21 protein-coding genes are annotated in these 20,908 nt (G+C 67.2%); 17 read left to right on the top strand and 4 right to left on the bottom strand.

Annotated elements, in window-relative coordinates:
- Positions 1-63 precede the first annotated feature (63 nt).
- Entirely contained in the window at positions 64-3,285 is a 3,222-nt protein-coding gene (locus tag RZE79_RS23925) for an Rne/Rng family ribonuclease (RefSeq protein ID WP_319357119.1), read from the bottom strand.
- A gap of 547 nt (positions 3,286-3,832) precedes the next feature.
- Here RZE79_RS23925 and RZE79_RS23920 point away from each other — a divergent pair.
- From RZE79_RS23920 to RZE79_RS23905, 4 genes are read left to right on the top strand one after another with little or no spacing between them, the layout of a single operon-like run.
- Positions 3,833-4,933 carry an RluA family pseudouridine synthase gene (locus RZE79_RS23920; RefSeq protein WP_319357118.1) on the top strand — a complete coding sequence of 367 codons (1,101 nt, stop codon included), beginning with the start codon at positions 3,833-3,835 and terminating at the stop codon, positions 4,931-4,933.
- A complete protein-coding gene (locus RZE79_RS23915; protein WP_319357117.1) occupies positions 4,926-5,609 on the top strand; it encodes an HAD-IA family hydrolase in 684 nt (227 codons plus the stop codon). The genes RZE79_RS23920 and RZE79_RS23915 overlap by 8 nt, the downstream gene beginning before the upstream one ends.
- Positions 5,610-5,619: 10 nt before the next feature.
- Entirely contained in the window at positions 5,620-5,988 is a 369-nt protein-coding gene (locus RZE79_RS23910) for a Rieske 2Fe-2S domain-containing protein (RefSeq protein ID WP_062475569.1), read from the top strand.
- A gap of 1 nt (position 5,989) precedes the next feature.
- On the top strand, positions 5,990-7,030 hold the full coding sequence (locus RZE79_RS23905; RefSeq protein WP_319357116.1) for a S49 family peptidase: 1,041 nt from the start codon (positions 5,990-5,992) through the stop codon (positions 7,028-7,030).
- Positions 7,031-7,043: 13 nt separating this feature from the next.
- Here RZE79_RS23905 and RZE79_RS23900 read toward each other — a convergent pair whose 3' ends face one another.
- From RZE79_RS23900 to RZE79_RS23890, 3 genes are read right to left on the bottom strand one after another with little or no spacing between them, the layout of a single operon-like run.
- Entirely contained in the window at positions 7,044-8,210 is a 1,167-nt protein-coding gene (locus RZE79_RS23900; RefSeq protein WP_319357115.1) for an MFS transporter, read from the bottom strand.
- Positions 8,211-8,212: 2 nt separating this feature from the next.
- Positions 8,213-8,980, bottom strand: a complete 768-nt coding sequence (locus RZE79_RS23895) for an SAM-dependent methyltransferase (RefSeq protein WP_319357114.1) — start codon at positions 8,978-8,980, stop codon at positions 8,213-8,215.
- Positions 8,977-9,558: a Maf family nucleotide pyrophosphatase gene (locus tag RZE79_RS23890; protein WP_319357113.1), complete on the bottom strand. Its 582-nt coding sequence runs from the start codon at positions 9,556-9,558 to the stop codon at positions 8,977-8,979. The genes RZE79_RS23895 and RZE79_RS23890 overlap by 4 nt, the downstream gene beginning before the upstream one ends.
- An 86-nt stretch (positions 9,559-9,644) precedes the next feature.
- On the opposite strand from RZE79_RS23890, the gene RZE79_RS23885 reads away from it, so the two are divergent.
- From RZE79_RS23885 to RZE79_RS23825, 13 genes are all read left to right on the top strand, one after another.
- Entirely contained in the window at positions 9,645-10,202 is a 558-nt protein-coding gene (locus RZE79_RS23885; protein WP_153282461.1) for a DUF177 domain-containing protein, read from the top strand.
- 173 nt (positions 10,203-10,375) lie between these two features.
- Positions 10,376-10,558, top strand: coding sequence for a 50S ribosomal protein L32 (gene rpmF / locus RZE79_RS23880; protein ID WP_007830466.1), 183 nt, complete (start codon positions 10,376-10,378; stop codon positions 10,556-10,558).
- 61 nt (positions 10,559-10,619) lie between these two features.
- Entirely contained in the window at positions 10,620-11,717 is a 1,098-nt protein-coding gene (gene plsX, locus RZE79_RS23875; protein WP_373696502.1) for a phosphate acyltransferase PlsX, read from the top strand.
- Positions 11,717-12,694 carry a beta-ketoacyl-ACP synthase III gene (locus RZE79_RS23870; RefSeq protein ID WP_319361268.1) on the top strand — a complete coding sequence of 326 codons (978 nt, stop codon included), beginning with the start codon at positions 11,717-11,719 and terminating at the stop codon, positions 12,692-12,694. Before plsX ends, RZE79_RS23870 begins: the two co-directional genes overlap by 1 nt.
- Before the next feature lie 51 nt (positions 12,695-12,745).
- Complete coding sequence (gene fabD / locus RZE79_RS23865) at positions 12,746-13,699, top strand: ACP S-malonyltransferase (protein ID WP_319357112.1); 954 nt, start codon at positions 12,746-12,748, stop codon at positions 13,697-13,699.
- Positions 13,700-13,732: 33 nt separating this feature from the next.
- Positions 13,733-14,476, top strand: coding sequence for a 3-oxoacyl-ACP reductase FabG (gene fabG, locus RZE79_RS23860; RefSeq protein WP_062475549.1), 744 nt, complete (start codon positions 13,733-13,735; stop codon positions 14,474-14,476).
- A 100-nt stretch (positions 14,477-14,576) separates the two neighbouring features.
- Positions 14,577-14,816: an acyl carrier protein gene (gene acpP / locus RZE79_RS23855; protein WP_007830471.1), complete on the top strand. Its 240-nt coding sequence runs from the start codon at positions 14,577-14,579 to the stop codon at positions 14,814-14,816.
- Positions 14,817-14,912: 96 nt separating this feature from the next.
- Complete coding sequence (gene fabF, locus RZE79_RS23850; RefSeq protein ID WP_056572097.1) at positions 14,913-16,157, top strand: beta-ketoacyl-ACP synthase II; 1,245 nt, start codon at positions 14,913-14,915, stop codon at positions 16,155-16,157.
- A 13-nt stretch (positions 16,158-16,170) separates the two neighbouring features.
- Positions 16,171-16,653 (top strand): hypothetical protein, encoded by a 483-nt coding sequence (locus RZE79_RS23845; protein WP_319357111.1) that lies wholly within the window; start codon positions 16,171-16,173, stop codon positions 16,651-16,653.
- Positions 16,654-16,662: 9 nt separating this feature from the next.
- Positions 16,663-17,337 carry an RNA polymerase sigma factor RpoE gene (rpoE, locus tag RZE79_RS23840; RefSeq protein ID WP_225616939.1) on the top strand — a complete coding sequence of 225 codons (675 nt, stop codon included), beginning with the start codon at positions 16,663-16,665 and terminating at the stop codon, positions 17,335-17,337.
- A 17-nt stretch (positions 17,338-17,354) separates the two neighbouring features.
- Entirely contained in the window at positions 17,355-18,029 is a 675-nt protein-coding gene (locus tag RZE79_RS23835) for a sigma-E factor negative regulatory protein (protein WP_319357110.1), read from the top strand.
- Positions 18,030-18,052: 23 nt separating this feature from the next.
- A complete protein-coding gene (locus RZE79_RS23830) occupies positions 18,053-19,132 on the top strand; it encodes a MucB/RseB C-terminal domain-containing protein (RefSeq protein ID WP_373696501.1) in 1,080 nt (359 codons plus the stop codon).
- Between the two features lie 108 nt (positions 19,133-19,240).
- Positions 19,241-20,722 carry a DegQ family serine endoprotease gene (locus RZE79_RS23825; RefSeq protein WP_319357108.1) on the top strand — a complete coding sequence of 494 codons (1,482 nt, stop codon included), beginning with the start codon at positions 19,241-19,243 and terminating at the stop codon, positions 20,720-20,722.
- Positions 20,723-20,908 lie beyond the last annotated feature (186 nt).

The raw sequence follows: 20,908 nt of genomic DNA, 5'->3' as shown, positions 1-20,908 counted from the left end.
ACTCCGAAGCAAAAAAAACGGCGCCACGAAGGCGCCGTTTTTACTTGCGAGGAAGCAGGGGGCTCAGAGCGAGCGCTGTTGTTCCTGCGGCTGCTGCTGTTCGAACGGCAGCGCCATCGAACCGAGGTCGCGGCGGGTTTCGACCAGCACCAGCGGACCTTCGTCGAGCACGATCACCGGCGGGCGCTCGCGTGGCACATGCACCGGCTTCGGCTCGGCGGCGATCGCGGCGCGCGCTTGCGCGATGCGGTCGGCATCCGAGTTGACCCACTGCAGGCCCGAGCTTTCGGCGATCTGCGCGAGTTCGTTCAGCGGCAGTTCGAAGGACTGCACCTTGGGCAGTGCGCGGCCGTTGCTGGCGGGCGCTGCTGCGGCGGGCTTGGCGGCCGTTTCGACCACGATGGGTGCGGCGACAGGTGCCGGTGCGGGGGCAGCGGGGCGCTCGAAGCGCGGCTGCTCTTGCACTTGCGGTGCGGGCTCGCGCACTTCGCGCACTTCAGTCGCGGCGACCACTGCAACGGCTTCCGACACCAGCGGCAGTTGCTCCTGCGGCTGGAGCTCGGCCTGGGCTTCGGCTGCCACGGCGCCTTCGGCGACCGGTGCGGCTTCTGCGGCATTGGCTTCGTTGCCACCGTTGCCGGCGTCGTCACGCGGACCACGTTCGCGGCGGTCACGGCCGTAACGGTCGCGCGAACGGCCACGGCGCTCTTCGCCTTCGCGGCGCGGGGCTTGCTGCTCGTTGCCTTCGTTGTTGCCTTGCTCGGCATCGCCTGCGGCAGCCGACTCGGCCACGCGTGCGTCGCCTTCATTGGCTGCAGGCGCGTCGTTGCGGCGCTCGCGGCGGCCGTCGTTGCGCTCACCGCGCGGGCCGCGCGACTCGTCGCCACGGCCGTTGCGGGGCTGGCGCTCGCCGTCGCCGGCGGGTGCTGCTTCATCGCGCGGCTGTTGCTGCGTGTCGCCGTTGCGCTCACCGCGCTCGTTGCGTTCGCCGCCACGTTCACCACGCTCGCCACGCTCGCCACGTTCACGGCGCTCGCCGCGGGCGCGCGGTGCGCGTTCCGCTGCGGCATTGCTGTTCTCGTCGCCGCCGGGTGCCGGCTGCTGTTGTTGGGGGTCGAGGTTCAGGTTGCCGTCGAGCAGGGCTTCGGCCGGCGCGTTGCGGCCTTCGCCACCTTCGCGGCGCTCGCCGCGACCGCCACGGCGCTGTTCGCCGTCACGCGGGGTGCGTGCTTCACGTGCCTCGCGCGGTTCGCGTTGCTCGCGTGCCGGGTTGGTGCTGTCGTTGCGCTGCTCGGTGTTGCGAGCCTCGCCGCGGCGTTCGCCGCCGCGTCCGCCACGGCGGTCGCCGTCGCGTCCACCCGAACGGCCGCCGCCTTCGCCACGGCCTTCGCCGCCGCGTCCGCCGCGGCGCTGTTCGCCGTCGGCGCCGCGCGCACCGCGCGTTTCGCCGTCACGGCCTGCACCACGGCCGCCGTCGCGGCGGGGCTTGGGTGCTTCGACCGGAATGGCGCTGGGCGCCGGAGCCGGTGCGGGCGCCGGCGAGCCGCCGCCGAAGAAGCTCTTGATCCAGGCCATGAAGCCAGTCTGTGCCGGGGCCGGGGCAACCACCGCGGGCGGGGCCACCGGTGCGGGAGCGGGCGCAGCGCGCACCGCTTCGGGCTTGGGCGGCACCACGGGCGCGGGTGCGTCGGGCAGCACGCCCTTGATGACCGGCGTCTGCTTGTTGGTGGGTTCTTGCGAACGGCGCGTGACCGAGGTCGGGTCTTCGATCTCGTCGGCCATCTTGTAGCTGGCTTCGATGTGATCGAGGCGCGGATCGTCGTGCTTCAGGCGCTCGAGCTTGTAGTTCGGCGTTTCGAGCGTCTTGTTGGGCACCATCAGCACGGTGACGCGCTGCTTGAGCTCGATCTTGGCGATTTCGGGGCGCTTTTCGTTCAGCAGGAACGAAGCGACTTCCACGGGCACCTGCACATGCACGGCGGCCGTGTTGTCCTTCATGGACTCTTCCTGAATGATGCGCAGGATTTGCAGGGCGCTCGATTCGGTGTCGCGGATGTGGCCCGAGCCGCCGCAACGGGGGCAGGGGATCGACGAACCTTCGGACAGCGCCGGCTTCAGGCGCTGGCGGCTCATTTCCATCAGGCCGAACTTGCTGATCGAGCCGAACTGCACGCGGGCGCGGTCCTGGCGCAGCGCGTCGCGCAGGCGGCTTTCGACTTCGCGGCGGTTCTTCGACTCGTCCATGTCGATGAAGTCGATGACGATCAGGCCGCCCAGGTCGCGCAGGCGCATCTGGCGGGCCACTTCGTCGGCGGCTTCGAGGTTGGTGCGGGTGGCGGTTTCTTCGATGTCGCCGCCCTTGATGGCGCGGGCCGAGTTCACGTCGACCGAGACCAGTGCTTCGGTGTGGTCGATGACGATGGCGCCGCCCGAGGGCAGCTGCACGGTGCGGGCGTAGGCCGACTCGATCTGGTGCTCGATCTGGAAGCGGCTGAACAGCGCCGCGTCGTCGCGGTAGCGCTTCACGCGGGCGGCATGCTCGGGCATGACGTGCGCCATGAACTGCTGCGCCTGGTCGTAGATGTCGTCGGTGTCGATCAGGATGTCGCCGATGTCGTGATTGAAGTAATCACGGATGGCGCGGATGACGAGCGACGATTCCTGATAGATCAGGAAGGCGCCCTTGCCGCCCTTGCCGGCGCCGTCGATGGCGGTCCAGAGCTTGAGCAGGTAGTTCAGGTCCCACTGGAGTTCGGGCGCCGAGCGGCCGATGCCGGCGGTGCGCGCGATGATGCTCATGCCCTTCGGGTACTCGAGCTGGTCCATCGCCTCCTTGAGCTCGGCGCGGTCGTCACCCTCGATGCGGCGCGACACGCCACCGCCACGGGGGTTGTTCGGCATCAGCACGACATAGCGGCCGGCCAGCGAGATGAAGGTGGTGAGGGCCGCGCCCTTGTTGCCGCGTTCTTCCTTTTCGACCTGGACGGTGAGTTCCTGGCCTTCACGGATCACGTCCTGGATGCGGGCCTGGCTGGCCGACACGCCTTCGGCGAAATACTGCTTGGAGATTTCCTTGAACGGCAGGAAGCCGTGGCGGTCTTCGCCGTAGTCGACGAAACAGGCTTCGAGCGACGGCTCGACGCGGGTCACGACCGCTTTGTAGATGTTGCCTTTGCGCTGTTCGCGCCCTTCGATTTCGATTTCGTAGTCGAGCAGTTTCTGCCCGTCGACGATGGCCAGGCGGCGTTCTTCGGCCTGCGTGGCATTGATCAGCATCCGCTTCATGATGCGTTGTCCTTATATGTATCGTTTACCGGCTCATGACGAGCCAACGATGCACGGACGACGCCCGCGAAACCAGGGAATTGCCGCTTGGCCCCGGATGCTGTGACTGCCGCGCCAGGCGCGAGCAGGCCTCTCGAGCGTCAGCTCAAGAAGACAGCCGGGGTGGGGGCGCGTGGATGGGCGCGAGCCAGATTCGGTGTTGGGTGGCTGTCTTTTTGACAGCCGGTTGCGCAAGGGTGGCGCGCACTGCGGGCAATTCAATGCCTGAGGCGACTGGTCGAAACCAGGTCGACCAGCGCAGGCATATTTGAATCAGCAGCATCAACACAACAAGGGACTCGCTTCGATCCGCCTGCAGCTTGGAAGCTGCAGGCTGGGTATTCCGTATCGGTGTTTCGTGGGTGTCGGCTTGACTTGGGTGCCTGGCCTGCCACTTTGCGCGATTGCGCGGGGTTTGCGGGCTGGACGCCAAAGCGGCATCGACCTCACAGCATGGTCGTCAGTGCTCTAAACTTCTGTCTAATCAAGCACTTACACGACCGCGCTGGTGAAAAACATTATAGGTGCGAAGAAAAGCCCCACGGGGGCTCCAAATCCCGCGGATCGACCCGCGGGCGCCGACGCCGGCACGCCGCACGCGGCAATCCACTTCCTGACCGTCGACGCCGAATCCGCAGGGCAGCGGCTCGACAATTTCCTGTTTCGCCATCTGAAAGGCGTGCCGAAGACGCATGTCTACCGGATCATCCGGTCGGGCGAGGTGCGCATCAACAAGGGCCGCGTCCAGGCCGACACCCGCATCGAAGACGGCGACCAGGTCCGGATTCCGCCGGTGCGAATCTCGCCGCGCGCCGAAGAGGGCGCCACGCCGCCCGCGCCGGCGCGCGAATTTCCGGTGCTGCTCGAAGACGAGGCCGTGCTGGCCATCGACAAGCCCGCCGGTGTCGCGGTGCACGGCGGCAGCGGCGTGAGCTTCGGCGTGATCGAGCAACTGCGCACGGCGCGTCCGGGTGCCAAGTTTCTCGAACTGGTGCACCGGCTCGACCGCGAAACCTCCGGCATCCTGCTGGTCGCCAAGAAGCGCAGCGCGCTGGTGGCACTGCAGGACCAGTTCCGCGAGCGCGAAACCGGCAAGACCTACCTGGCGCTGGTCGAAGGCGACTGGCCCGCCAACAAGAAGGTGCTCGACGCGCCGCTGGCCAAGTACCTGCTGCCCGACGGCTCAGGCGCCGGTGCCGGCGAACGCCGCGTGCGCGTGGTCGCCAAGGACCACCCCGACGCGATGCGCGCCATCACGCTGGTGCGCGTGCTGGCCCGCCTCAGCCTGCCGGGCGACGCCACGCCGCTGTCACTGCTGGCGGTGACCATCAAGACCGGGCGCACCCACCAGATCCGCGTGCACCTGGCATCGGCCGGGCATCCGATCGCGGGCGACGACAAATACGGCGAGTCCGATCGGCAGCGCGCCTTGCACAAACTCGGCCTCAAGCGCATGTTCCTGCATGCGTGGCGGCTGCAATTCAACCACCCGGCCAGCGGCGAGCGCATCGCGCTGCAGGCCGGACTGCCGCCCGAGCTGCATGCGCTGATGTCGCGCGCGGCGCTCGAGGCGATGGCGCAACACCCCACCCCCACGGCCCATGACTGATTCTTCCGCTCGCCCTGCACGTCCCCCGCGCTTCGACCTGATCGCCTTCGACTGGGACGGCACGCTCTACGACTCCACCCGCCTGATCGTGCGCTGCATCCAGGCGGCCGTGGTCGATGTCGGCGGCGCCAAGCCCAGCGAGGACGATGCCGCCTGGGTGATCGGCCTGGGCCTGGCCGAGGCGCTCGCGCGCGCGGCGCCCGATGTGCCGAAAGAAAAATACCCCGAACTCGGCGCCCGTTACCGCTACCACTTCCTGCAGCACCAGGACGACCTCGTGCTGTTCGACGGCGTGCTTTCGATGCTCGATGCGCTGCGCGCGCGCGGCCACAAGCTGGCCGTGGCCACGGGCAAGTCGCGCCGCGGTCTCAACGAAGCCTTGAAGACTGTGGCGCTGCGCGACCGCTTCGACGCCTCGCGCACCGCCGACGAAACCTTCGGCAAGCCGCATCCGCGCATGCTGCTCGAACTCATGGAAGAGCTCGAGGTGCCGGCCGAGCGCACGCTGATGATCGGCGACACCACGCACGACCTGCAGCTGGCACAGAACGCCGGCTGTGCCAGCGTGGGCGTGGGCTTCGGCGCGCACGCATCGTCGACCTTCGACGAATTCAAGCCGCTGTACGTGGCGCAATCGATCGCCGAGCTGCAGGCCTGGCTGCTCGACAACGCCTGAGGGGCACAGCATGAGCGACCAGCGCATCCCGCTGTGCAATGCCTCGGACCTGGTCGAGGGCGGCAACGCCGTGCCCTTCGACGTGGTCCACGGCGGCGAAACCTGCCGCGCCTTCGCGGTGCGCTTCGAGGGCCTGCCGCATGCGTACCTGAACCGTTGCAGCCACGTGGCGATGGAGATGGACTTCCAGCCCGACCGCTTCTTCGACGACAGCGGCCAGTGGCTGCTGTGCGCCACCCATGGCGCCGTCTACAAGCCCGACACCGGCGAATGCGCGGGCGGGCCGTGCCGCGGCGGGCTCGTGAAGATCGCGCTGAGCGAAGAAGACGGCGTGGTGCACTGGCATACTGACTGGAACCTTCAACCTCTTTCCTTCTGACATGACCGATCCGAACCGCAGGGAACCACAAGGTTTCGAACCGCTGGAGCCGGCCGTCCCCCTCACGACATCCCAAGACAGTTCCCGCACCATGGCCCAAGATCCCACGCAGCGCCCCGGGTGGGAGCGCGCCACCCTCGAGAAACTCGCTTTTGCCTCCCTGAACGAGCAGAAGGCCACGCGCCGCTGGAAGACCTTCGTGCGCCTGGGCTGGCTGGCCTTTTTCGTGTTCCTGGCCTGGTTCGCGCTGTCGCGCAGCACGCCCAGCACCGCCAAGACCACGGCTCACACGGCCGTCGTCGAGATCAAGGGCGAGATCGCCAACGGCGGCGACGCCAGCGCCGAGTTCGTGATCGCCGCCATGAAAACGGCCTTCGAAGACGAGGGCGCCAAGGGCGTGGTGCTGCTGATCAACTCGCCCGGCGGCAGCCCGGTGCAGGCCGGCATCATCAACGACGAGATCCGACGCCTGAAGGCCAAGCACAAGAAGCCGGTCTATGCAGTGGTCGAAGAAACCTGCGCATCGGCGGCGTATTACATCGCCGCCGCCGCCGACAAGATTTTTGTCGACAAGGCCAGCATCGTCGGCAGCATCGGCGTGCTGATGGACGGCTTCGGCTTCACCGGCGTGATGGAAAAGGTCGGCGTCGAGCGGCGGCTGCTGACGGCCGGCGAGAACAAGGGCTTCCTCGATCCGTTCAGCCCGATGAACGACGCGCAGCGCGCGCATGCCCAGTCGATGCTCAACCAGATCCACACGCAGTTCATCAACGTGGTGAAGACGGGCCGCGGCGACCGCCTCAAGCTCGACACCCCGGGGCTGTTCAGCGGCTTGTTCTGGAGCGGCGAGCAGGCCGTCGAGTTCGGTCTGGCCGACCAGCTGGGCAATGTCGACTTCGTGGCACGCGAGGTGATCAAGGCCGAGGAAGTCATCGACTACACGCGCCGCGACAACGTGGCCGAGAAGCTGGCCAAGAAGTTCGGCGCCGCCATGGGCGCGGCCTCGGTGAGCGCGCTGAAGACCTCGCCGACGCTGCGCTGAACGCGGCTTTGCTTCAGGCGGCGGTGTCGTCGCCGCTGCCGGTGAACTTGGCCGAGGCCGCCAGCGCGGCGGCAAAGGCCACCACCACATAGAGCGCGGCGGTCAGCGAGCTGACCCGCGCCAGCAGGCCGATCACCGCGGGCCCCGCCATGAATCCCAGATAGGCGATGGCCGACACAGCCGCAATGCCGTTAGCGGGCGCCACGCCCGGCACGCGGGCCGAGGCCCCGAACAGGATCGGCACCACGTTCGCAAAACCGACGCCGACCCCCGCAAAGCCCAGCAATGCGAGCCATGGCAGATCGGTCAGCAGCACCAGCGTCATGGCCGCCGCTGCGAGTAGTCCGCTGCCGCGCAGCAGGGCGGTCGGCGAAAAGCGCGCGCGCATTGCGTCGCCACCGAAACGCGCGGCCGCCATCGCGGCGGAAAAGCTCGCATAGGCCAGCGCGGCCTGCTGCTGCGGGCTGCCCAGTTCCTGGTGCATGTAGAGCACGCTCCAGTCGTAGATGGCGCCTTCGGCGATCAGCCCCAGCGCGGCCAGCACGCCGAGCACCGCGAGTACCCCGCGCGGCAGGCGAAAGCCGTGGTCTGCCGTGGCCGCACCATCAGCAGGTGCGCTTGGGGTGGGCAGCATGCGTGTCGACGCGATCGCGACCACGCCGATCATCGCCACGGTCACGGTCCACAGGTGCGTCTGCGGGGCCATGCCGGCGGCCAGCGCCGCGCTGCCGCTCGCGGCACCGACCATGCCGCCGAGGCTGAACATGCCGTGCATGCCGCTCATCAGCGGTTGATTGCCGCGCAACTCGAGCTGCGCGGCCTCGGCGTTGATCGCCACGTCGAACACGCTGGTGACGAGGCCGAACACCGCCAGCAGGCCCAGCAGCGCGGCGTAGCCCGGCATCGCGATGAGGCCGGCGATCAGCAATGCGTAGATGCAGCCGCAGAGCGCGGCCATGCGGCGCGGGCCGTGGCGGCCGATCCAGCGCCCGGCGCTGGTCAGGCCGACCATCGCGCCGGCGCCTGCCGCGAGCATGGCGAGCCCGAGTTGCGCCTCGTCGATGGCGTAGTGCGCCTTGACCGTCGGTACGTGCACGCCCCAAGTCGCAAAGATGAAGCCCGACGCGAAGAACTGGGCGCGCGACGCCCAGCGCGTACCGGCCGTGACGCCCGGCCCCACCGTCAGCGCCCGATCGCGAACACGGCGGGCAGGCGCTCGTCGGTCGTGGCCTGCGGCTTGGCGGCGCGCCAGGCTTTCACCGTCTCGCTGCGCACCTGCGCGGTCGCCAGCGTGAGGCCGCGCGCGACGGCGAGGCGGGTGTTGTGCTGCAGCGTCTGCACCAGCGCCTGCAGCAGGGCGGCGTTGCGGTACGGCGTTTCGATGAAAAGCTGGGTCTGGCCGGTCTTGAGCGCGAGCGCCTCCAGTTCGCGGATGCGCGCCTGGCGCTCGCCGCCGTCCTGCGGCAGGTACCCGACGAAGGCGAAGTTCTGTCCGTTCAGGCCACTCGCGGCGAGCGCCAGCAGCAGCGACACCGGGCCGATGAGCGGCACGACGGTGATGCCCAGGTCGTGTGCGGCGCGCGCCACCGACGAGCCGGGATCCGCCACGGCGGGCATGCCGGCTTCGCTCAACAGGCCGATGTCGTGGCCTTCGAGCGCGGCGGCCAGCAGCGGGCGGGCGTCGAACTGGCCCGCGTGGTCGCCTTTCTTGTGCACTTCGCGCGGCAGCTCCTGGATGTTCTGCGCCTGCAGCGGCGCGGCCAGCGGGGCGACCGCATCGATGCGCTTCAGGTAGGCGCGCGCCGACTTGGCGTTTTCGCAGATCCAGTGCGTGATGCCGGCGGCCGTCTGCAGCGTGCCCAGCGGCAGGGCGTCCTGCAACGGTGCCTGGAGATCGCAGCCGAAATCGAGCGGCGCGGGGACGAGATAGAGCTTGCCTGGGGTGGTCACAGCAGGTCGACCCCCGCGGCGCGCAGCATCCGGCAGGTGCGGATCAGGGGCAGGCCGACCAGCGCGGTCGGGTCGTCGCTGTCGATGGCGTCGAGCAGCGCGATGCCGAAGCCTTCGCTCTTGGCGCTGCCGGCGCAGTCGTAGGGCTGCTCCGCTAATAGATAGCGCTCGATGGCGGCGTCCGAGAGGTCGCGGAACACCACGCGCACGGGGGCGATATCACGCTGGACGAAGCCCGTGGCATGGCAGACGACGGCCACGGCGGTCTGGAAGATCAGCGTCTGGCCGCGCATTCGGCGCAATTGGGTGGTGGCCCGCGCGTGGTCGCCGGGCTTGCCGAGCGCTTCGCCCGCCAGGTCGGCGACTTGGTCGGAGCCGATCACGACCGCGTCGGGAAAGCGCGCGGCCACGGCATTGGCCTTTTCCAGCGCCAGACGCTCGGCCAGCGCACGGGGCGTTTCGTTTGCGTGCGGAGTTTCGTCGACGTCGGGCGCGTGCACGTCGAAGGGCAGATGGAGGCGGGTGAGCAGTTCGCGGCGGTAGCGCGAGGTCGAGGCAAGGATCACGGTGCGTTGCATGCAGCGATTGTGCGTGAGCGACCGGACCCGACCCGTCCGCTGGGTTGCTCACCTCGGAAGCCGGCCGGCGCGCTAGACTGGGACGGATGAAGAGAGAATTTGCCCCCGAAAGGCTCAATGTGCCCGCGTTCACCGCGGCGGCCGCCACGCTGGAAGGCGACGACCCGGTCCCGGGCTTTGCGCGCCTCGTCGCCGAACTGGCAACGCCGGCCACCGACGTCGTGGTCCGTTGGGAAGCGACCGGCGAGGAGCGCCCCGGTGCCGACGGCAAGGCGACGTCCTGGCTGCACCTGGACGTCGAAACCACGGTGCCGCTGGTGTGCCAGCGCTGCCTGTCCCCCGTCGATACCGACCTGTTCGTGGACCGCTGGTTCCGTTTCGTGGCCGACGAAGCCACGGCCGAGGCGGAAGATGAAGACTCCGACGAAGACCTGCTGGTGATCAGCCGCGATTTCGATCTGCGCGAGCTCATCGAGGACGAACTGCTGATGGAAATCCCCACCATGCCGGTGCACGACGAGTGCCCTACGCCGGTTCGCCTGTCCTCGAGCGACGACGATTTTCAGGCGGCCGAAGAGGCCAAGCCGAACCCCTTTGCCGTGCTCGGGGCGTTGCGTCCGCGCAAGCCGGAAGAGGGCAAGTAGCCCTTTCTCTGCGGCTGGGCTATAATCATGGGCTTCGCGCGCGCCGCCGTGAGCAGCAATGCAAACAAGGCAAAGGCAGAACGTGGCATTCCATGCATGCCGCCGGAGCTTTCGCCTCATTGCCACCGCTTGAGCCCGCATCCAGTCACCCACCTAACCGTCCAGGAGCCATCATGGCCGTCCAGCAAAACAAAAAGTCGCCTTCCAAGCGCGGCATGCACCGTTCACACAACGCTCTGGTTGTTCCCGGCATCGCCGTGGAGCCGACCACCGGCGAAACGCACCTGCGCCACCACATCAGCCCCAACGGTTTCTACCGTGGCCGTCAGGTGCTCAAGAACAAGTCCGAAGCCTGATCTCGAATCCCAAGGCCAAGGCCCGAAGCTACTTTTGCTGTAGCGTCGGGCCTTTGTTTTGATGGCTGCGCCTTTTTCTCCCGAACTCACTGCTGCGCCCGCCGCAATCACGCTCGCCGTGGATTGCATGGGGGGTGACCATGGGCCGCGTGTCACGCTCGCGGCCTGCCGCGCGTTTCTTGAGCGGCACAGCGAAGCCTCGTTGCTGCTCGTCGGCGCGCCGGCCGCGCTGGCGGGGTTTGCCGACCATCCGCGCGCCCGCATCGTGCCGGCCAGCGAAGTGGTCGGCATGGACGATCCCATCGAAATCGCCCTGCGCAAGAAGAAAGACTCTTCGATGCGTGTTGCGATCCAGCAAGTCAAGGATGGCACCGCGCAAGCGGCCATATCTGCTGGCAACACGGGTGCATTAATGGCGATCGCGCGCTATCTGCTCAAGACGCTCGATGGCATCGACCGTCCCGCCATTGCGCCCCAACTGCCGAATGTGAAGGGCGGGGCGACCACTGTGCTCGATCTCGGTGCGAACGTTGATTGCGACGCAGAAGATCTGCTGCAGTTCGCCGTGCTGGGTTCGGCGCTCGTTTCGGCGCTGACTGGCAATGAGTCGCCTTCGGTGGGGCTGCTCAACATTGGCGAAGAAGCCATCAAGGGCAGCGAAACCATCAAAAAGGCGAGTCAACTGCTGCGTACGGCGGCCAACTCCAAGGATTTGAACTTCTACGGCAACGTGGAAGGCAACGACATTTTCAAGGGCACGACCGACATCGTCGTGTGCGATGGATTTGTCGGCAACGTGGCGTTAAAGGCCAGCGAAGGCGTCGCTTCGATGATCGGCGAGTTCATTCGCGTCGAATTCTCGCGGAATATCTTCACCAAACTGGTCGCAGTTGTCGCTTATCCGGTCCTAAAAGCGTTCAAAGGTCGCCTGGATCACCGTCGCTACAACGGTGCGGCTCTTTTGGGCCTGCGCGGGCTGGTGTTCAAGAGCCATGGCTCGGCCGACGAAGTGGCTTTCGGCCATGCGTTGGATCGCGCTTATGATGCCGCTCGCAACAACCTGCTCGATCGTGTGCGGGCCCGCATCGCCCACGCCGCGCCATTGCTCGCGCGGCAGGAGTCGGCGGTGCCGGCCGACGCGAGAGCCCTTCACGCTTGATGACCCCTTTTTCGCGCATTACCGGCACCGGCAGCTACCTGCCCCCCCGCCGCGTCACCAATGACGACCTTGCCAAGGATCTGGCGACACGCGGCATCGAAACTTCCGATCAGTGGATCGTCGAGCGCACCGGCATTCACGCGCGCCACTTCGCCGCGCCCGATGTCAGCAGCAGCGACCTCGGCCTCGAAGCCGCGAAGCACGCGCTGGAAGCCGCCGGCCGCAAGGCAAGCGACGTCGACCTGATCATCGTCGCGACCTCGACGCCGGACATGGTGTTCCCGTCGTCGGCCGCGATCCTTCAGCACAAGCTCGGCATCGCCGGCTGCCCGGCTTTCGATGTGCAGGCGGTCTGCAGCGGTTTCGTCTACGCACTGACGGTGGCCGACGCGATGATCCGCACGGGCACCGCGCGCTGTGCGCTGGTGATCGGCGCCGAAGTGTTCTCCCGCATCCTCGACTTCAACGACCGCACCACCTGCGTGCTGTTCGGCGACGGCGCGGGCGCGGTGGTGCTTGAGGCCTCCGACGAGCCCGGCATCCTGGCCAGCGACCTGCATGCGGACGGCAAGCACGTCGGCATCCTGTGCGTGCCGGGCCATGTGTCGGGCGGCAACGTGCTCGGCACGCCGCTGCTGCACATGGACGGTCAGGCCGTCTTCAAGCTGGCGGTCCGCGTGCTCGAAGAGGCCGCGCGCGCCACGCTCACCAAGGCAGGCAAGACCGCGGCTGACATCGATTGGCTGATCCCGCACCAGGCCAACATCCGCATCATGGAAGGCACGGCCAAGAAGCTGAAGCTGCCGCGCGAGAAGTTGGTCGTCACGGTGCATGAGCACGGCAACACCTCGGCCGCCTCGATTCCGCTGGCGCTCGACGAAGCTGTGCGCTCCGGCAAGGTGAAGAAGGGTGAAACCCTCATGCTGGAAGGCGTGGGCGGTGGCTTCACCTGGGGCGCGGTGCTATTGAATCTGTAGTGCGTCGCGGCGCCCCGGAGCGGGCGTCGGCGCGGTGACGAAGAAACAACAATGAAATCCTTTGCTTTTGTCTTTCCGGGTCAAGGCTCGCAGGCGGTCGGCATGCTCGACGCCTGGGGCGATCACCCGGCCGTGGCCGAGACCCTGCGCGAAGCCTCCGAAGCGCTGGGCGAAGACATCGGTGTACTGATCAAGAATGGCCCGAAGGAAGAGCTGGCGCTCACCACCAACACGCAGCCCGTGATGCTGGTGGCCGGTGTGGCCGCCTGGCGCGCCTGGCTGGTCGAGGGCGGCCAGGCGCCGTCCGTCGTGGCTGGTCATTCGCTGGGCGAGTATTCGGCGCTGGTGGCGTCGGGCGTGCTGACGCTCGCACAGGCGGCGCCGCTGGTGCGTTTCCGTGCGCAAGCCATGCAACAGGCCGTGCCGGTCGGCGTCGGCGCGATGGCGGCGATCCTCGGCATGGCGTCGGACAAGGTCATCGCCGGCTGCGCGGAGGCCACCGCCACTTTCGGGCCGGGCAGCGCCGAGGTGGTCGAGGCCGTGAATTTCAACGATCCGATGCAGACCGTGATCGCCGGCAGCAAGGCCGCGGTCGACAAGGCCTGCGAGCTGCTGAAGGCCAATGGCGCCAAGCGTGCGTTGCCGCTGCCGGTGTCGGCGCCGTTCCACTCAAGCCTGATGAAGCCAGCGGCTGAAGCCCTGCGCGAGAAGCTCGCGAGCGTGGCGCTGGCCGCACCGCAGATCCCGGTGCTCAACAACATCGACGTGGCCGTCGAGACCGACCTCGATCGCATCCGCGATGCCCTGGTGCGCCAGGCCGCCGGTCCGGTGCGCTGGGTCGAAAGTGTTCAGGCCTTGAAACTGCGCGGCGTAGCCTCCATCATCGAGTGCGGTCCCGGCAAGGTGCTGGCCGGCATGGTGAAGCGCATTGCCCCTGAACTGGACGCCGCGTCGGTGTACGACCCGGCCACTCTCGCGGACGTCCGACAATCGCTCGCCGGCTGAACGCCGCCAGGCCCCCGATACTCTTTCTCTTTTATGAGCACTCCCAAATTCGAAGGCCAGGTCGCCCTGGTCACCGGCGCAACGCGCGGCATCGGTGCAGCCATTGCGCTGGAACTGGCGCAGCGCGGCCTCAAGGTCGTGGGCACCGGAACCACCGACGACGGCGCCGCCAAGATCACGCAGGCGCTGAGCGCGTTCGACGGCCGCGGCCGCGCGCTCGACGTGAACGACGGCGCGGCCGTCGAAGCCCTGATCGACGAGATCGTCCAGGCCTACGGCGCGATCCACGTGCTGGTCAACAACGCCGGCATCACGCGCGACACGCTCGCCATGCGCATGAAGGACGACGACTGGGATGCGGTGCTCGACACCAACCTCAAGGCTGTGTTCCGTCTCTCGCGCGCGGTGATCCGCCCGATGATGAAGCAGCGCTATGGCCGCATCATCAGCATCACGAGCGTGGTGGGCGCGTCCGGCAATGCCGGGCAGGCCAACTACGCGGCCGCCAAGGCGGGTGTTTCGGGTATGACCCGCGCGCTGGCCCGCGAGCTCGGCAGCCGCAACATCACGGTCAACTGTGTCGCGCCGGGCTTCATCGAGACCGACATGACGGCCAGCCTGCCGGAAGCCCAGCAACAGGCGCTGCTCTCGCAGATCCCGCTGGGCCACCTGGGCAAGCCGGCTGACATCGCGCATGCAGTGGCTTACCTTGCATCGCCGCAGGCGTCGTACGTGACGGGGCAGGAACTGCACGTCAACGGCGGCATGCACATGTAGCCGAAAGGCGCAATCTTTTTCCGTACCGGAGCTCGGGGCAAATGCCACGGGCCGCCCGGCTAAAATCCACCAGTTACCTACAACCCTTAGAGGGAATCAAATGAGCGATATCGAAGCACGTGTCAAGAAAATCATCGCCGAGCAGCTCGGCGTGGAAGAGTCCCAAGTGACGAACGAAAAGGCTTTCGTGGCCGACCTCGGCGCTGACTCGCTCGACACGGTCGAACTCGTGATGGCACTCGAAGACGAGTTCGGCATCGAGATCCCGGACGAAGACGCAGAGAAGATCACGACGGTGCAGAACGCCGTCGACTACGCCACCAAGAATCAAAAGGCCTGATCGGCCAGCTGACACTGCAACGACGGCCGGCGGCTCTTTTTTCAACCGCCCGCGCCGATCGGCAGCTGTCCAGCGCTTCCAGAAAGGTTTGCCGGCATGACCAAACGCCGCGTCGTCGTGACCGGGCTCGGTTGCATCGCTCCTGTCGGAAACACCGCAACCGAATCCTGGACCAACCTGTTGGCCGGGAAGTCGGGCATTGCGAACATCACCGCGTTCGATGCAAGCGCCTTCGCCTGCAAGTTCGCCGGTGAGGTCAAGGGTTTCGACATCACCCAATACATCTCGGAGAAAGAAGCGCGTCACATGGACCGCTTCATTCATCTGGGACTTGCCGCCGCCATCCAGGCGGTGCAGGACAGCGGACTGCCGACCGGCGACGCGCTGTCCTATGAAAAGGCAGTGCGCATCGGCTGCAACATCGGTTCGGGCATCGGCGGTCTGCCGATGATCGAAGAGACGCACGGTGAATACGCGAGCCGCGGCCCGCGCCGCATTTCGCCGTTCTTCGTGCCGGCGTCGATCATCAACATGATCTCGGGCCACGTGTCGATCAAGTACGGCTTCAAGGGCCCGAACATCGCTGTGGTCACTGCCTGCACCACCGGCCTGCATGCCATTGGCACATCGGCGCGCATGATCGAGTACGGCGATGCCGACGTCATGATCGCGGGCGGTGCCGAATCGACCATCTCTCCGCTCGGCATCGGCGGCTTTACCGCCCCTCGCGCGCTGAGCACGCGCAACGACGATCCCGCCACGGCCTCGCGCCCGTGGGACAAGGACCGCGACGGCTTCGTGCTGGGCGAGGGTTCTGGCGTGCTGGTGCTCGAAGAGTACGAACACGCCAAGGCGCGCGGCGCCAAGATCTACGCCGAAGTCTCTGGCTTCGGCATGACCGGCGACGCGTACCACATGACCGCGCCCGACGTCGACGGCCCCCGCCGTTCGATGGCGATGGCGCTGGCCAACGCAGGTGTCAATGCCGACGAGGTCCAGTACCTGAACGCGCACGGCACCTCGACGCTGATCGGTGACCTCAACGAGACCAACGCGGTCAAGCTCGCCTTCGGCGATCACGCGAAGAAGCTCGTCGTCAATTCGACCAAGTCCATGACCGGCCACTTGTTGGGCGGCGCGGGCGGCATCGAATCGGTGTTCACGGTGCTGGCTCTGCATCACCAGAAGAGCCCGCCGACCATCAACATCTTCAACCAGGATCCGGAGTGCGATCTCGACTACTGCGCCAACGAGGCGCGCGATCTGAAGATCGATGTCGCGGTCAAGAACAACTTCGGCTTCGGCGGTACCAACGGTACGCTGGTGTTCAAGCGCGCTTGAGCGTCGCTCTCCCATGCACAGCGCACCGTCGGTGACCTATCCGGTGGGGCGCACCCGCGGCGCAACCCGGATTCTTCTCGCCCTTTGGACCCTGGGCGTCTGCTGCGCGGGCGCGGCCTGCTATCTGTTCGATAGCAATGGCTGGCGCCAGTTGCTGCTGCTGCTCAGCGTCGTCTTTTCTGGTGTCGCTGCGGGCTTCGGCCTGCGGCGGGACGGTGCAGCCACGCTGCACTTCGACGGATTGCACTGGTCGCTGACCGGTGCCGATCCCTCGCGCGGCGTGCTTGCTGCACGCGCCATCGTGGCGCTCGATTTTCAGTCGCTGCTGCTGATCCGCCTGGCTGAACCCGGTCGTGCGGCACGCTGGGTCTGGCTCGAGCAACGGGCCATGCCCGAGCGCTGGCGCGACGTGCGCCGTGCGGTCTACGCGCGGCCCCCAGCGGCTGAACCGGCCGGCGACCCCTGGCGCGCGACCGCTCCGGCCGATGCGCCCTGACCCGTTTCGATGACCACTTCCTTGCCGCCCGTGCCCCCGGAGTCCGTGCTGCCCGATGGGGCAGCCGAGGCGCCGCGCCCGGGTGAGGTCGACTTCCAGCTGGTCCAGCGCACCGTCGCGGGCGACCAGAAGGCGTTCGAATTGCTGGTCATCAAGTACCAGCGACGCATCGAACGCCTGATCGGGCGCATGGTGCGCGACGTCGACCTGGTCGAGGACATTGCCCAGGAGACCTTCATTCGCGCCTACCGCGCGCTGCACCAGTTCCGCGGCGAGGCGCAGTTCTACACCTGGCTGTACCGGATCGCGGTGAACACCGCCAAGAAGGCGCTGGTGGACATGAAGCGCGACCCCACCGTCTCCGAAAGCGCACTGCGTTCGTCCTCGGACGACGAAGATGAAACTTACCGCCCCGGAAACGAACCAACCACCGATGAAACCCCCGAATCGGTCATGGCGGCGAATGAAATCGCCAGCGCCGTCGAGGCTGCCATGGAAGCGCTCCCCACCGAGTTGCGCCAGGCCGTCACGCTGCGCGAGATCGAGGGGATGAGTTACGAAGAGATTGCCGAGGTCATGGATTGTCCGATCGGCACGGTGCGTTCGCGTATTTTCCGGGCGCGCGAGGCCATTTCGGCCAGGGTCAAGCCGCTGCTGGACAACCAGTCCGGCAAGCGTTGGTAGATCAGCAGGTGAATGACATGAATCAGACGATGACGGTTCGGGAACAGGTGTCCGCACTCGCGGACGGCCATTTGCAGGGCGAAGCGTTCGCGCGTGCGATCGAATCCGTCTGCGCTGAAGACGACTCGCGCGACGCCTGGCACGCGTACCACGTGGTGGGCGATGTGCTGCGCTCGTCGGCGCATGCGCGCTGCAGCGACACGTCGGCCTTCCTGGCGCGTTTTCAGCAGCGGCTTGCCGAAGAGCCGGTCGTGATCGCTCCTCCTGTGGCCGTTGCACCGCTCGCCGCCGTGCCGGCCGCGATGCCCATGCGGCAACGCGCCGAGGCAGCCAATGAGCCGGTGTTCCGCTGGAAGTTGGTGGCGGGCGCCGCGTCGCTGATGGCCGTGGCGGCCATCAGCTGGACGCTGGTCGGTAACGGTGCCGCGGTGCCGAACGGCGGTGCCCAACTGGCCGCGGTGCAGCCGCCCGTGGCGAATTCGGTGCTGGCGGCCGCTGCCGGTGCCAACGCGTTGCCCGGCAACGGCGCCCTGACGCCGACCCGCGTGCTGGTCGGCAACGGCAACCCGCAGGTCATGCTGCGCGATCCGCGCCTTGACCAGTTGCTCGAAGCCCACCAACAGGCTGGTGGTGCATCGCAAATGCCGTCCGGTTTCCTGCGCAACGCCACCTTCGAGGGCCCCACGCGCTGATTGCGCGCCCGTCGCCGCCTGCAATGACCGTTCACATGCCGATTTCCGCACGCACCCTCGTGCTCGTGTTCGCCGTTCTCTGCCTGGGGCAGATGGCCGCCGCGCAGACCCGCTACGGTGCGGCGAACACGAAGAGTGTTCCCTCGGCGCAGAACGACGAGCCGCCAGCCATGGGCGTGACCGAGTGGCTGCAGCGCATGCACGCAGGCGCGCGGCAGCGCAGTTATGTGGGCACCTTCGTGGTGTCGGCCCCGGGCGGCGACCTGTCGAGCGCGCGCATCTGGCATGTGCGCGACGGCGACCATCAGCTGGAGCGCATCGAGGCGCTGTCGGGCCCGCCGCGCTCGACCTTCCGGCGCAATCGCAACGTGATGACCTTCCTGCCCGAGGCGAAGGTCGTGAAGGTCGAGAAGCGCGAGAACCTCGACCTCTTCCCCAATCTGCCCGACAAGCCCGATTCGTCGGTGGGCGACTACTACGACGTGCGCGCCATCGGCAAGGACCGCGTCGCGGGCTTCGACGCCGACGTCGTGCAGCTCGTGCCGCGCGACGGCCTGCGCTTCGGTTACCGCATCTGGAGCGAACGGCGCTCCGGTCTCGTGGTGAAGCTCCAGACCGTCGACAGCGACACCCGCGTGGTCGAGCAGTCGGCGTTCTCCGAACTGCAGCTCGATGCGCCCGTGAAGGCGCAGGCGCTGGCGCAGATGATGGCCAACACGACCGGCTACCGCATCGAGAAGCTCGAGCTCGAGCGCAGCACCGCGCAAGACGAAGGCTGGATGCTGCGCACACCCGTGGCCGGATTCAAGCCCCGAAGCTTCTACCGGCGCCCCGCGCTGCCCAGCGGCGACGGCAAACCGCCCAAGCCCGAGGCGACTACCGTCCAGTGGACCTTCTCCGACGGCCTCGCGACGGTCTCGCTCTTCATCGAACGCTACGACGCCACGCGCACGCCGGGTGACGGCGTGCTGACCATCGGCGCCACCAACGCGATCCGTCGGCGTCTGCCCGCACCGGCCAGCGACTGGTGGCTGACCGCGGTCGGCGAGGTGCCGCAGCAGACACTCAATGCCTTTGCCCAGAGCCTCGCGCGCACGCGCTGACGGGCGATGGGCTGACGCCATGCAGGCGCGCATGCTGAACCAAGCCGACGTAGCCTACTCATAGCCTCTGTCGTTATTTGCAGCTCTGTTCTTTTGGAAAGACAACCGATGATGTTCAAAGTCGAGGGACACAAGCTTCGTTCCGGTCTGCTGGCCTTTGCGCTGGCACTGACGGCCGGTGCCACTTTCCTGCCGGTCGAGTCGGTGCATGCGCAGACGCGCACGCTGCCCGACTTCACCGACCTGGTCGACCAGGTCGGCCCGTCCGTGGTCAACATCCGCACGGTCGAGAAGGTTGCGCAGCGCGGCGGCGGCAACGGCGAGATGGACGAGGAGATGCAGGAGTTCTTCCGCCGCTTCTTCGGCCAGCCGGCGCCGGGCACCCCGCGCCAGGGGCCGCGCCCGAACCGTCCGCAGCAAGAGGAAGAGCAGCGCCCGCGCGGCGTGGGCTCGGGCTTCATCCTGACGGGCGACGGTTACGTGATGACCAACGCGCACGTGGTGGAAGACGCCTCCGAGGTGCTGGTCACGCTGCCCGACAAGCGCGAGTTCAAGGCCAAGATCATCGGCGCCGACAAACGCACCGACGTGGCCGTGGTCAAGATCGAAGCCACGGGCCTGCCTGCGGTGAAGGTGGGCGACATCTCGAAGCTGCGCGTCGGTGAGTGGGTCATGGCGATCGGTTCGCCGTTCGGCCTCGAAAACACCGTCACGGCCGGCATCGTGAGCGCCAAGCAGCGCGACACGGGCGAGTACCTGCCGTTCATCCAGACCGACGTGGCCATCAACCCCGGCAACTCGGGCGGTCCGCTCATCAACATGCGCGGCGAAGTGGTGGGCATCAACAGCCAGATCTATTCGCGCTCGGGCGGCTTCATGGGCATCTCGTTCTCGATCCCGATCGACGAAGCGATCCGCGTCAGCGAGCAGCTGCGCTCCTCGGGGCGCGTGTCGCGCGGCCGCATCGGCGTGCAGATCGACCAGGTCACCAAGGACGTGGCCGAGGCCATCGGCCTGGGCAAGGCGCAGGGCGCGCTGGTGCGCGGCGTCGAAGCCGGTTCGCCGGGCGAGAAGGCTGGCGTGGAGCCAGGCGACGTCATCACCAAGTTCGACGGCAAGGCGATCGAGAAGCCGAGCGACCTGCCGCGTCTCGTGGGCAACACCAAACCGGGCACGAAGAGCACGCTGACCGTGTTCCGCCGCGGCAACTCGCGCGACCTGAGCGTGACCATTGCCGAGATCGAGCCGGACAAGCCCGCCAAGCGCACCGCCGACCGCGACGAGCCGGCTGCGAAGCCGCCCGCATCCGCAGCCCTCAAGTCGCTCGGCCTCGCGGTCAGCGACCTCAGCGATGCGCAGAAGAAAGAACTCAAGCTGAAGGGCGGCGTGAAGGTCGACGCTGCCAACGACGCGGCGGCACGGGCCGGCCTGCGCGAGGGCGACGTCATCCTGGCCGTGGGCAATCTCGAGGTGGCGAATGCCCGCGAATTCGAGGCTGCGGTGGCCAAGGCGGACAAGGCCAAGTCGCTGAGCGTGCTCTACCGCCGGGGCGACTGGGCGCAGTACGCGCTGATCCGACCCGCACGCTGATACGGCGTCGGCGTCAAGTGGCCCCACCCCGCAGTCGGGTTTGGGGCCATTTTTTCGAGGTGTTTACGACGCTTCGGCGCCGGCCTCTAAAAAAATCCGAGGCCTCCAAAACGCCAATATTTGTTTGCATTCACTAACTTATAAAAGGGCTAAGGATGGATTTCGGTAGAATAGACAGCTCTCGGC

It is taken from the genome of Variovorax sp. EBFNA2 (genome assembly GCF_033802765.1).
GTDB classification, from domain to species: domain Bacteria; phylum Pseudomonadota; class Gammaproteobacteria; order Burkholderiales; family Burkholderiaceae_C; genus Variovorax; species Variovorax paradoxus_H.
The sequence above is the reverse complement of the archived record's forward strand: the minus strand, read 5'-3'. Positions and strand labels throughout refer to the sequence as shown.

Bases quoted from the DNA above. Each gene is read 5' to 3' on its own strand.
- RZE79_RS23905 (WP_319357116.1), top strand. From the start codon at position 5,990: ATGACCGATCCGAACCGCAGGGAACCACAAGGTTTCGAACCGCTGGAG.
- fabD (WP_319357112.1), top strand. From the start codon at position 12,746: ATGAAATCCTTTGCTTTTGTCTTTCCGGGTCAAGGCTCGCAGGCGGTC.
- fabG (WP_062475549.1), top strand. From the start codon at position 13,733: ATGAGCACTCCCAAATTCGAAGGCCAGGTCGCCCTGGTCACCGGCGCA.
- RZE79_RS23870 (WP_319361268.1), top strand. From the start codon at position 11,717: ATGACCCCTTTTTCGCGCATTACCGGCACCGGCAGCTACCTGCCCCCC.
- rpmF (WP_007830466.1), top strand. From the start codon at position 10,376: ATGGCCGTCCAGCAAAACAAAAAGTCGCCTTCCAAGCGCGGCATGCAC.
- RZE79_RS23845 (WP_319357111.1), top strand. From the start codon at position 16,171: ATGCACAGCGCACCGTCGGTGACCTATCCGGTGGGGCGCACCCGCGGC.
- plsX (WP_373696502.1), top strand. From the start codon at position 10,620: ATGGCTGCGCCTTTTTCTCCCGAACTCACTGCTGCGCCCGCCGCAATC.
- fabF (WP_056572097.1), top strand. From the start codon at position 14,913: ATGACCAAACGCCGCGTCGTCGTGACCGGGCTCGGTTGCATCGCTCCT.
- RZE79_RS23830 (WP_373696501.1), top strand. From the start codon at position 18,053: ATGACCGTTCACATGCCGATTTCCGCACGCACCCTCGTGCTCGTGTTC.
- rpoE (WP_225616939.1), top strand. From the start codon at position 16,663: ATGACCACTTCCTTGCCGCCCGTGCCCCCGGAGTCCGTGCTGCCCGAT.
- RZE79_RS23925 (WP_319357119.1), bottom strand. From the start codon at position 3,285: ATGAAGCGGATGCTGATCAATGCCACGCAGGCCGAAGAACGCCGCCTG.
- RZE79_RS23890 (WP_319357113.1), bottom strand. From the start codon at position 9,558: ATGCAACGCACCGTGATCCTTGCCTCGACCTCGCGCTACCGCCGCGAA.
- RZE79_RS23910 (WP_062475569.1), top strand. From the start codon at position 5,620: ATGAGCGACCAGCGCATCCCGCTGTGCAATGCCTCGGACCTGGTCGAG.
- acpP (WP_007830471.1), top strand. From the start codon at position 14,577: ATGAGCGATATCGAAGCACGTGTCAAGAAAATCATCGCCGAGCAGCTC.
- RZE79_RS23835 (WP_319357110.1), top strand. From the start codon at position 17,355: ATGAATCAGACGATGACGGTTCGGGAACAGGTGTCCGCACTCGCGGAC.
- RZE79_RS23915 (WP_319357117.1), top strand. From the start codon at position 4,926: ATGACTGATTCTTCCGCTCGCCCTGCACGTCCCCCGCGCTTCGACCTG.
- RZE79_RS23885 (WP_153282461.1), top strand. From the start codon at position 9,645: ATGAAGAGAGAATTTGCCCCCGAAAGGCTCAATGTGCCCGCGTTCACC.
- RZE79_RS23825 (WP_319357108.1), top strand. From the start codon at position 19,241: ATGATGTTCAAAGTCGAGGGACACAAGCTTCGTTCCGGTCTGCTGGCC.